11 protein-coding genes are annotated in these 12134 nt (G+C 24.1%); 2 read left to right on the forward strand and 9 right to left on the reverse strand.

The genetic code is table 11. The features are described 5' to 3' along the window. The first annotated feature begins 16 nt into the window (after positions 1–16). Complete coding sequence (gene mgtE, locus ACH5BK_RS05885) at positions 17–1369, forward strand: magnesium transporter (protein ID WP_404305404.1); 1353 nt, start codon at positions 17–19, stop codon at positions 1367–1369. Positions 1370–1392: 23 nt separating this feature from the next. Here the strand turns inward: mgtE and folE are convergent, their stop codons facing one another. From folE to ACH5BK_RS05930, 9 genes are all read right to left on the reverse strand, one after another. Continuing rightward, a complete protein-coding gene (gene folE, locus ACH5BK_RS05890; protein ID WP_404305406.1) occupies positions 1393–1965 on the reverse strand; it encodes a GTP cyclohydrolase I FolE in 573 nt (190 codons plus the stop codon). A 13-nt stretch (positions 1966–1978) separates the two neighbouring features. Further along, on the reverse strand, positions 1979–3172 hold the full coding sequence (locus ACH5BK_RS05895; protein ID WP_404305407.1) for a type II secretion system F family protein: 1194 nt from the start codon (positions 3170–3172) through the stop codon (positions 1979–1981). Continuing rightward, positions 3169–4536: a GspE/PulE family protein gene (locus tag ACH5BK_RS05900; RefSeq protein WP_404305409.1), complete on the reverse strand. Its 1368-nt coding sequence runs from the start codon at positions 4534–4536 to the stop codon at positions 3169–3171. The genes ACH5BK_RS05895 and ACH5BK_RS05900 overlap by 4 nt, the downstream gene beginning before the upstream one ends. Next, on the reverse strand, positions 4517–5155 hold the full coding sequence (locus ACH5BK_RS05905; protein ID WP_404305411.1) for a hypothetical protein: 639 nt from the start codon (positions 5153–5155) through the stop codon (positions 4517–4519). Before ACH5BK_RS05905 ends, ACH5BK_RS05900 begins: the two co-directional genes overlap by 20 nt. Then, on the reverse strand, positions 5130–6005 hold the full coding sequence (locus ACH5BK_RS05910; protein WP_404305412.1) for a hypothetical protein: 876 nt from the start codon (positions 6003–6005) through the stop codon (positions 5130–5132). Before ACH5BK_RS05910 ends, ACH5BK_RS05905 begins: the two co-directional genes overlap by 26 nt. A 72-nt stretch (positions 6006–6077) precedes the next feature. Further along, positions 6078–6962 carry a GTPase Era gene (era, locus tag ACH5BK_RS05915; protein ID WP_404305414.1) on the reverse strand — a complete coding sequence of 295 codons (885 nt, stop codon included), beginning with the start codon at positions 6960–6962 and terminating at the stop codon, positions 6078–6080. An 83-nt stretch (positions 6963–7045) separates the two neighbouring features. Beyond that, positions 7046–8914: an HD domain-containing phosphohydrolase gene (locus tag ACH5BK_RS05920; protein ID WP_404305416.1), complete on the reverse strand. Its 1869-nt coding sequence runs from the start codon at positions 8912–8914 to the stop codon at positions 7046–7048. Next, complete coding sequence (locus ACH5BK_RS05925) at positions 8914–10068, reverse strand: ABC transporter substrate-binding protein (RefSeq protein ID WP_404305418.1); 1155 nt, start codon at positions 10066–10068, stop codon at positions 8914–8916. The genes ACH5BK_RS05920 and ACH5BK_RS05925 overlap by 1 nt, the downstream gene beginning before the upstream one ends. Positions 10069–10119: 51 nt before the next feature. Next, positions 10120–11625, reverse strand: a complete 1506-nt coding sequence (locus ACH5BK_RS05930) for a YifB family Mg chelatase-like AAA ATPase (protein ID WP_404305420.1) — start codon at positions 11623–11625, stop codon at positions 10120–10122. 140 nt (positions 11626–11765) lie between these two features. On the opposite strand from ACH5BK_RS05930, the gene ACH5BK_RS05935 reads away from it, so the two are divergent. Further along, the gene (locus tag ACH5BK_RS05935) at positions 11766–12134 is read left to right on the forward strand and encodes a hypothetical protein (protein ID WP_404305422.1); all 369 of its coding nucleotides are present in this window, start codon (positions 11766–11768) and stop codon (positions 12132–12134) included.

Genomic DNA, 12134 nt, shown 5'->3' on the forward strand with positions numbered 1-12134 from the left:
AAAAAAAGGAGTCATTATGCCTCAAGAAGAAGTGATTATAACAGATCCTCATAAACTACTAGAAACCTTTGACTCTTTACACCCCACAGATATTGCTAACTCTTTAAAAAAGATTGAAAAAGAAAGTGTTGAAGATTTCTTTTTTGTACTAAAAAAAGTACCTGATGATATTTTAGGGGAAGTTATTCTTGAACTTCCAGATAATTTAAGAGAAATAGCCTATGAAGAGCTATCAATTAAAAAGCTTACGGATGCAGTAGAAGAGCTAGAATCAGATGATCAAACTGACCTTATTTTAGAATTAGAAGAAATAGATCAAGAAAAAGCAAAAGAAATTTATGATGGACTTGAAGAAGAAGACCAAAAAGATATTGACTGGCTTAAAAAATATGAAGAAGATGAAGCTGGTGCATATATGCAAACGGAGCTTTTCTCTGCAAATCTTGATGAAACTATTGGACAATCAGTAAAAAGATTGAAAGAAGCAAAAGCATCTGATGAATTAGAAAATATTCATCAAGTTTTTGTAATAGATGAAAATAGAATATTAATAGCTTCAATTTTACTTGAAGATTTAATAATTTTTGATTTTGAGAAAACCTATGATGAAATATTGAAAAGTGATGATAATAAATTTAAACCCTTTAAAGTTGATGATCATGAGCATATTGATAATGTAGCCAAAAACTTTGAACAATACGACTTATCAGTTGTTGCAGTTACAAGCTACCAAGGTGTTTTAATGGGTAGGATTACATCCGATGATATTTTAGATGTAATTGAAGAAAATGCAACTGAACAAATCTATCAATTAGCAGGGGTTAATGATGAATTTGAGCATGAAGACAAATTAACAACGACTGCAAAAAAAAGAGCATTTTGGTTGTTTTTAAATCTTGGAACTGCTATATTAGCTTCTTTAGTAATAGGTATCTTTGATGAAACAATTCAAGCTTATGTTGCTCTTGCGATTTTAATGCCAATTGTAGCTTCTATGGGTGGAAATGCAGGTACTCAAACTCTTGCGGTAATGGTAAGACAGTTAGCTTTAGGTGATATTGAACTTGAGAATGCAAAAGATGCTGTGAAAAAAGAAGTAGTTATTTCACTACTTAATGGTTTACTATTTGCTGTAATTATGGGTGTTATTGCTTGGCTTTGGTTTGATACAAAACTTCTTGGATTAGTCATAGCTATGTCTATGATGATAAATCTATTCAGTGCTGGTTTCTTTGGTGCTGCTATACCGCTTATATTAAAAAGATTTGATATAGATCCTGCTATTGGAAGTACAGTTTTACTTACAACTGTTACTGATATTGTAGGATTTTTTAGTTTTTTAATGCTAGCAAAAATAATACTACTATAAAAGGTTCCCCTTTTATAGTAAATTTATTTATGAAAAGAGTTTTTAACTATTGATAAAAACTCATCTTTAGTTGTCTTATTTGTTTTAAACAATCCTCTTAATGCAGAAGTAACAGTTGTTGAACAAATTTTTTCAACACCTCTCATCTCCATACACATGTGTCTTGCATCAATAATTACGGCAACACCTTTTGGTTTTAAGTGTTCATTTAAAGCATCACAGATTTGTTCTGTTAATTGTTCTTGAATTTGTAATCTTCTTGCAAAAACATCTACTACTCTTGGTATTTTAGATAATCCAACTACCTTTCCATTTGGAATATAAGCAACATGGGCTTTACCAATAATTGGTAAGATATGATGTTCACATTGAGAGTAAAACTCTATATCTTTTACCACAACCATTTCATCATTTGTTGATGAAAATAAAGCTTTTTGAATAATCTCCTTTGGATCTTGATTGTATCCTCCACACATAAATTCATAGGCTTTTCTTACTCTACTTGGTGTATCAACTAAACCTTCTCTAGAAGGGTCTTCACCTACATACTCTAATACTTTTTTTATAGATTCTTCAAACTCTTCTTTTGTAACCATAATAAATATTCCTTTAGTTTTTTATCATATTTCCCATATCCCATATTGGAATAAAAATTGCTAAAATTATCCATAAGATTAAACTTACTATGATTATTAAAAATATAGGTTCTATATATGATATAAACTTTTTCATTTTTTCATCAAATCTATTTTTGTAAATATCTTTAATTTCTTTAGATATTAATATCATGGAATTTGAAACTTCTGCTGTATTAATTAAATTTAATACTAAAGAATCAAATAAACCAGATTTTTTAAAGGATAAATTAATACTCTTACCGTTTTTTAATAGATTTTCAATGAGCGATATTTTATCTAAAAGGTATTTATTTTTTATTAAAGCCTTTGAAGAATTTAGTGCATTAATAAATTCATATTGTGAGTTAAGCATAATATTTATAACTAAAAAAACTTTATACATCTGTATTGAAGAGTATAAATCTTTAAATATATATAACTTTTGAAAAATAAATTTTGAAAATATATACTGTAAATGTTCGCTTTTATAATATATATAAGCACATAAAAAAATCACTAAAACTAATAAGAACATTATATAAATAAAATAATTCATATATATAGAATGTATACTAAAAAGTAATTTTGTAGCAAGAGGTAATGACTCATAGTTATTTATAAAAATAGTTTTAAATTTAGGAACAACAAAATAAAATATTATATTTATAGATAAAAATAAAGAAAAAAATAGAATCAATGGATATCTCAATGCTTTAGAAAACTCTTTTTTTATTTTTGATTCTTCTTTTAGTAAAAAAGATAAAGCACTAATATTTTCTTTTATATTTCCATTTTTTTGACACAAATAAAGAAAAGATAGAACATATACATCAAGCTTATAATCTTTAAAAATATTAGAGCTTTTATCTAATCCCAAAAAAGTTTTTTTTAAATTAAGAATAAAAGATTGACTTGATTCATCTTGATAATTTTCTAAAAGTATTTCTAAGGCATTACTTATCATTAGATTTGCTTGTAACATAATATTTAATTCAAAAAAAATTGATGTAACTATTTCTTTTGAAATTACAATCTTTCTTTTAAATAATTTAAGTTTTTTATTTTCTACATAAGGTTTTATACTTAAAATATCTTCTGGAAGTTGCTCTTTTTTTATATTTTCTGTGTGGATTATTTTGATTTTAACTTGGTCTTTTTCTTGATATTTCACTTCATATATTTTCATATTGTCACAACTTTTAATAGTTCTTGCATAGATGTAATATTTTGACTTACCTTTAACTCTCCATCATCAAAAAGAGTTTTATAATTTATCTGTTTTAAGTATTTATTAAAACTATTTATACTTTCTTTTTTAAAAATCATAGAAGATAAATTTTCATCAATCTTTAAAGATTCAGATACAACAGTTCTACCTTTATACTTTGTGTAATTACAAAAACCACAGCCTTCTGCTTTACATTTTGGACAATAAGATAAAACAAGTCTTTGTGATAGAATAAGTTTTAAACTAGATGAAATTAAAAAAGGATCTGCTTCTAAATCAAATAATCTAGTAATAGTCTCTACACTACTATTTGCATGAATACTAGCAAGAACTAAATGCCCAGTTAAAGAAGCTTGAAGTGCAATTTTAAGAGATAGTTCATCTCTAATTTCTCCTATAAAAATTATATCTGGATCTTGTCTTAATATATTTTTTAAAATCAAATCAAAACTTAAACCTACTTTGTTATTTACTTGTACTTGAGTTAAAGAATCTATTTTATATTCTATAGGATCTTCAATAGTTATAATTTTTTTATCACTTGAATTTAAAAAATTAAGCATTGAATAAAGACTAGTAGTCTTTCCACTTCCTGTAGGCCCTGTAACTAAAATCAAACCTTGAGCTAAATTTAATGAATTTTGAATATTAAGTAAAACATGAGAAGAAAATCCAATATCTTTTATAGATATATCAATATTTTTACTATCTAAGACTCTTATTACTATTGATTCAGAATTTAAAGTAGGCATTGTTGAAAGCCTAAAATCAAATTTTTTATCATCTATATCTAAAGAAAATCGACTATCTAAAGGTAATCTAGTTTGTGTAATATCTAAATTTGAAATTAGTTTTAAAAAGGAAGAAATTAATTTCAAAAAATATTCATCTAATACAAGAAAAGTTTTTAGTTTTCCATCTATTCTAAATCTAATTAAAGTTAAACTATCACAATTTTCTATATGTATATCACTTGAATCTTTATAAATACTAAAAGATAAAAGTTTTTCAACAAAATCTTGCATTAAAGAACTATTTGAGTTTTCAACTTCTTTTGTTTTAGTAGCAAGAAAAAACAACTCTTTTTTAATATTTATATCATTTAATAAAAATAGTATTTCTTCTTTTCTCACATTTATAAATTTTAAGTTTTTATTAGCAAAAAATTCTTCTATATTATTTAGATTAGACTTAGAGCTTACATACAAATAAATTGTTAAACCATCATCTTTGAAAGGTAAAATAATATTATTTCTTAAATACTCTATATCATATAAAACAAGAAGATTATAATTTAATTTTTCATTTAAAATCGTTTTCATGATAGACCTTTATAATAAACTCTTTTGAACTTTTTTTTAATGTGACACTATTAGTATCTATTTTCAGTATTTTATAAGAAGAAAAAGTATCACCTACTTTTCTCCACTTTTTTTCTAAAAAGGCATAATTATCTATTATGCCTTCTACCTTAGGTAGAATTTTCTTTTTTGACATCTTTATTTTTATATTATTAGACTTTTTTAAATAAGTAGTTTTAAAATCTATTCTTATTTTCAACTCATATAGATTTTTTTTCTTTTGATATAGTTCAAAATAAGTGATTTTTGAATTTGAATTTATATATTCAATAAAATTAGTAAAAGAATTAAGTTTCTTCATTTTTCCAGTTAAAACTATATTTATAACTTTATCTTTTGAATCAATACTAGAAATACTTATTTTATTTTGTTTTGTATATTTCTCAATTTGATTTATTAAATCAATAGAAGAGTGATGATATATAGATTTAAAAGTAGGATTTTTAGTAGTAAAAGACTCATTTTTTTGTAAGTTTATAAAAAATAAGACTATACATAAAAAAGATAATAAATATAATTGGATTTTTACTTTTACTGATAAATCAATAAACTTTTTATTTATTGAAGACAATATTTCCATGAAATACATACTCCTGTTTATTAAGTTTTAAATTACTTGAAACAATTTGTTTTTTATATGTATTAAGAAAATCAAAAATAGGTTTTTTTGCCTTTGAACTTATTGAAAAAGTATAATTTTTGCCCTTATATTTAAAAGTAATTAAATTCAAATTATTATCTCTAAGATATTCATTAAAAAGAGTAAAGTCCTTATGAAAGGATTTAAAATACATTCTTTTTCTTTCCTCATTTAACTTTATTATCTGTGCTTGCTTTTGTTTTTGAATATTTTTATCTTGTTCAATTTGAGAATAAAAATAAAATCCATAAGCAAAAAATAGTAAAGAAATTAAATAAGTGATAAAATATAATAAACTATGATTAGTTTTTCTATTTATATTAATTAAAGTAGTTTTACTTTTATTATTAGAATATTTTCCATATATTTCATCAAGTTCGTTATGATTTATATTTACAATCTTTTTTATACGTATTCCCAAATATGTAAAAATAAAATCTTCTATTTTCTTAGGAGACAATTCATATTCTAATTCTTTAAAATAATAAAATTTCTTTTCTATATAAACACAAAAAAAATTCTTTGAAATAACTAGAGTTTCTTCTTTACTAGTACAAAAAGAAGTAAAAGCTTCAAAGAAAAAGTTAGTAAATTCATCACTACATAAAAAAACTTGATATTTATTTGATTTAAATAAAGGATTTATATATATAGTTTTATTTTCATAAGATTCTTCATCATGAAGAAGTAGAGAAGTAAAAATAAAGTCTTTTAAATTATTTGATTTAATTTTTTCTTTTGAGTCAAAATCTAAAGTTTTAAAATCATCTTGTAGTGTAAGTAAATTCATAACAACTCATTTATAATTTAATGAGTTATTATAATAAATATAAGTTTTATTTGAACTTAATTGATAATATTTTTAATTATCTACATCATAGCCTAATTCTTTTAAGCCTTTTTTATTTTTTGTCCAACCTTTTTTTATTGACACAAAAAGCTCTAAGTAACATTTTCTACCTGTTAGCTTCTCAATTTTAAGTCTTGCGTCTTTACCTATTCTTTTAATAGCAGTTGCACCTTTTCCGATAATCATACCCTTTTGAGTACCTTTTTGTACGATAATCGTAGCTTTTATTACATCTAAGTTCTCTTTCTCTTCTACTTTTTCAATTAAAACATCAGTCTCGTAAGGAATTTCATCTGATATATTTTCAAATATTGATTCTCTAATAAACTCTTTAAAAATATCTCTTAAATGTTCTGTTGTCATAATTTCAGGATCAAAAAGATAAGGATGTTCAGGAAGAAGTTTTACTACATCGTCTAAAATATCACTATGAGTAGTCTGTTTTTTAATTGATACAGGAATAATAGATTCATATTTACTAGAGTACTTTTCATACTCTTTCATTTTTTCTAATACTTCTGCATTTGATACATTGTCAATCTTTGTTAACAAAAGGATATGCTTAACATTTTTTTTATTTTTTTCTAAAAAACTCTCATAGTGTGAAAGTTTATCTGTAACAGGAGCTAAAAATAAAATTAAATCACAATCACCCATAGCTTTTAGTGCTTCATCAAGCATAAATTGATTTAAAAGTTTTTCTGTTTCATGAATTCCTGGTGTATCAACAAATATAATTTGATTATCTTCATGCATTACTATTATATTTGATCTTCTTCTTGTAGCATTAGCTTTATGTGATACCATAGCAATTTTTTCACCTACTAGCCAGTTTAAAAGTGAACTTTTACCAGCATTTGGTCTTCCTACTACAGATACATAACCACATCTTGTCATTAATTTTCTCCTTGGGTTTTAATCCCTATTTTATTTAACTTTTGCATATTTTATCATCTTAGTGTTTACAAAGTGGTAAACCCCTAAAAATCGTCTTTATACCTATCTCTTATAGCTAAAAACTCATCGAAATATTCAAAAAGTAAATCAACAAGTTTTGGTTCAAAATGAGAACCTTTATTCTCTATAAAAAACTTTTTAATATCTTCTATTTTCCAAGCTTTTTTATAACATCTATCACTGCCTAAGGCATCAAATACATCTGCAACAGCTGTTATTCTTCCGTAAATATGAATTTCAGTTCCCTTCAATCCTCTAGGATATCCTGAACCATCCCATTTTTCATGATGCTCATGAGCAACAATTGCAGCAGCTTTTAATATTTCTCTTTGTGAATGCTTTAACATATCATAGCCCAACTGAGCATGTGTTTTCATAATTTCCCATTCTTCTTTATCTAGCTTTGCAGGCTTTTTTAATATGGCATCTGGAATACCAACTTTTCCTATATCATGCATAGGAGAAGCTTCTTTTAAAAGTTCTGCTATATTTTTGTCTAAACCATATTTTAATGCTAAAAGCTTAGAATATTCAGCCACTCTTCTAACATGATTTCCTGTCTCTTTTGATCTACTCTCACCTATAGCACCCATCGTAAAAACAACTTCTTTTTGAGTACTTTCAATTTCATTATTTAAAGACTCAATCTCATGAATATTTTCATCAATAGTTGAAGTCATACTATTAAAAGAAATAGATAATTTACCAAATTCATCATTTGTAAATATCGGTAGTTTAGAAGATAAATCTTTTTTATCATTAATTATTTTTTCAATATATTTAATAATAAACTCTAAAGGTAAATTAATTCTTGAAATTAATGTAGCAGCTGATAAAACCAATAAGAATAATGAGATAATACTTACAATTATAATTATAATAGTTGTATTCTTAGAAATATTATCTGAATGTTCTAAAATATTTATTTTAATTTTATTTGATAATATATTTAAACTCTTCATTTTATCAATTAGTTCTAAATTTACCAATTCGCTCTTATCTATTAATTTTTCAAAATTTTTCTCTTCAATAAATAGTCTTTGTTTAGAGGTTACAAATAAATCAATTAACTCTCTAATTGTATAAAAGTCATCATTTATTTTTTGTAAACTTTTTATAAACCTAGTATCCTCTACACTATTAATATAAACTAATGTGTTTTCAAAAAGAGTAATTATTTGTTTTAAATTATTCCTTTTTATACTTCTTAAAATATCATTATTTTTTGTATTAGTAATATCTGAAAGAAAAATAGGAAGTCTCAAAATTGTATTATCTAAGTCCTTAGATAAAGTCTTCACATTTTGATACTTATGAATTATTTCAAAATCTAAACTTTCTTTATTTCTTTTTGTATATCTTTTATCAAACAAAGATGCTTTACCATATAATGCTTCGGTTTCAGTTGATATACTCTGTATTAAAATATTAACTTTCTTTTTATAATCACTTAATTCTTTATTAAAGAATAAAATAATTTTTTTAGATTCAAATGTTTCATTTTGCAAAAGTACTAACTTGTTCAAATCTATAAGAACTTTTTTCAATATCTTATTATATTCAGTCAAATATTCTTCATCTTTTACTTTTAAGAAATTTTTTTCAATATTTAGTAATAAATTCTCATAATCATTTAATTCTTTTTGGTTTCTACTAAGTATTATTCTATTTTCCAAATAATTAAGGTTTTTTACTAATCTTAAAACTTTTTCATTTTCTCTTTCTAAATCAAGAATATTTTTTAATGTAGTTTGATCATATTTAATAGTTGAAGATAAATAAGTCATTGCTAAAGCAAAAATTATAATTATAGTTGCCATTACAATAACTCCAGAAATAACAATTTTTTTTATTGAAAAACTTTTAGTCAAATTTTGAAAGAAATGAAACATTACTCATCCTTATATATACTATCTTTAACAGTTGTTAATTCATAACTATCATTAAATTGACATATCCAAATTTCATCACTATATTGTGATTTTGGATTATTAAAATCAGACTTAAAACCTAGTCCTATATCAATTTCTCTTAGCTTTTTTAAAGAATTATAAATTTTTTCTTTATTTATTATTTTATTTTCTTGTATTGCTTTTACAAGTAACTTTGCTGATAAGTATCCCTCAAAAGATGTTATATTATAATCTTTAGAATTATGTGTAAGTTCATAAGCTTTTATAAATTCTTTTATTATATCAATATTATCTTTACTTGAAAAAGGAGGTAAAACTTGTGTAATAAAGATATCTTCAGAAAATAAAAATAATTCTCTTGCTATTTTCCTATTATCTGTAGGTGAAAGAAGAAAAAACTTTACTTGTCTATAGTCTTCTTTTGCATACCTAATAAATTTTATTATTGCTTCATCAGAGCCAACAACAATTATAGCTTTATATTTATTATTTAAATCAAGTAGTTTACTTAATCCTAGCTCAATATTTAATGTTCCAGATGTATACCTTTCATGTGTCAAATCTGAAATTATTAAATTTTTATTTTCCATAATTGCTTTTCTAACACCATAATATCCACTGTTTCCATAAGTGTCATTTTGAGAGAATACTGCAATTTCATTAACATTCACACCTTCTGATAAAAGTTTTTTAGTAATGCTGTATGCTTCTTGAGAGTATGAAGCTCTAAAATTAAATACATACTCATTTTCGCTTAATCTTAAAACATCTCCTCCACTATAAGGAGCAACAAATGGAATTTTATTTTCTTTTACAATAGGTAATATTGCATTTGCTGTTGGAGTTCCAATACTCCCTAATATAACGGAAACATCATCTTCCTTAATAAGTTTTTTTACATATTTAGTTGTTAGTAGTGGATCATACATATCATTATATACAATCAGTTTATATTTATTGTTAGAATTTTTATTATAATTATTAAAATATGACTCTATTCCTTTTTTCATACTTTTTCCTAAATAAGAAAGAGAACCACTAAAGTCAGCAGTCATACCAACCTTAATTTCACTAGAAAATAAAAAATTAAAAAATAAAAAGAAAATAAATGTTTTTTTAGTGTAACTATTCATACTAAACCTTTAAACATTTACTTCAATTCTAACATACATATATTAAAGTTATTATCTTTTTCTAAAATTCAAACTTTTTAATAAATCACTTTTCTGTATTTTCTCATGATCATTTAAATCGGCTATAGTTCGTGCTACTTTTAATACTTTATTTATACTTCTATATGATAATTGAAAATTTAGAATTGCTTTTTCTAAAATATCATTACATTCATTATCCAAAATACAATACTTTTTTATATCCTTATCACTAAGTTTTCCATTTAAATTCTTTTGACCTCTTAAGATTTGTTTTTCAAAAACTTTTATTACACTTTTATGAAGCTCTTTTGAAGTTACTGTATTTTTATTATCATTTAGATTATCATTCATTGTAACAAATAAATCTATCCTATCTAAAAAAGGTTCAGAAAGCCTATTTTTATATCTTTGGATTTCAAGGTCTGAACATCTACACTCTTTTATACTTGATAAAAGGTTTCCACAAGGACACGGATTCATAGCAGATACAAAAGTAAATTTTGTTTCATACTCTACTTTTGTATTTACTCTTGAAATTAATATTTTATTATCTTCTAAAGGCTCACGTAAAGCTTCTAAAATGGATTTAGAAAAATGTGGTAACTCATCAAAAAAAAGCACGCCACTATTACTTAAAGCAACTTCTCCAATTTTAGCATTTTGACTTCCTCCTCCAAATATGGAAGATTTAGTACTGCTATTATGTGGACTTCTAAAACTTCTTAAGGGAGTAAAGTCTACTTCTTTATAATCTAAAGCTAATAATTTTGCTTTTTCCAAAATTTCTTCTAATTTCATAGGAGGCATAATATATCTAATTCTTTTTGCTATCATAGATTTACCACAACCCGGACTACCTTCCATGAGTAAGTTATGGCTACCTGCTGCACTAACTAAAGCTGCAAATTTTGCCATATCTTGTCCTATTACATCAGCAAAATCTAATTCATAATCATCACAGTAATAATATTTTTCATCAAGAGATATTGATTTAAATTCTAAATTTGTATTTTTATATGATTCTTTTTTAGTATCTAATGTAAAAAAATCTATTGCTTGCTCTAAGTTATCAACTATATATATTTCAATACCTGGTATTTTAGATATTTTTTCAGCACTCTTAGTACATACAAGTACCTTTTTTATAAGTTTTTGTTTTGATAAGGACAATACTATAGGAAAAATTGATTTTGTATCCTTAATTACTCCATCTAAACCCAATTCACCAAATATATGATAATCATTAAAAAGCATTTCTTTTTTATCATAAAAACAAATTTGAAGAGCTATAGCTAAATCAAAATGTGAACCTCTTTTTTTTATCTCACTAGGTGCTAAATTTACAGTAATCTTCAAAGGAGGAAATTTAAAACCATTAGTTAAAAGTGCTGATTTAACTCTATCTTTTGATTCTTGAATACTTGTAGATATTAAACCAACTATTGTAAAAGATGGCAAACCTTTTGTAAAAGTTGCTTCAACATTGATATCACTTGCATCAATAGTTTCCAATGATGCAGATTTTATAATTTTCATATATTTTCCTATTTTAAATAATAAAATAAATTATAACAAAATAGTAATAAATATAACATTCTTTATATTTTAGAATTTTTAAATCATTGATTTATATTGAATAGGTATAATAAGAAAAATTTTATTATGGAGTAATTTTTATGGACTTAATAAACTGTCCTGTATGTGAACATCAAATACTATCAAGAATTGGTACTATTTGCCCAAACTGTGGCCACACAGTTAAGTATTTTGAAGGGAATAAAAAAAGAAAAGAATACAGTAAATATTTTGCATTATCTATATTTGTTCCTTTTACATCATTTTTAATAGTTTTATTTTCAGCAGTTAACAAAATAGCATTTTTTACAGCAATTATATTATTTATAATACTTGCAGTATATACAATACCTTTGAGATATAATAAACTATTTTTTACAAATTATGAAAAGTATTTGTTTTGGGGAATTTGGCTTTTAGGAAATGGTTTGATTGTAACAATGATTTACAATCTTTTAAATAAGCTTTAA

It is taken from the genome of Arcobacter sp. YIC-80, assembly GCF_044841725.1.
In the GTDB taxonomy this organism is placed as follows: domain Bacteria; phylum Campylobacterota; class Campylobacteria; order Campylobacterales; family Arcobacteraceae; genus Arcobacter_B.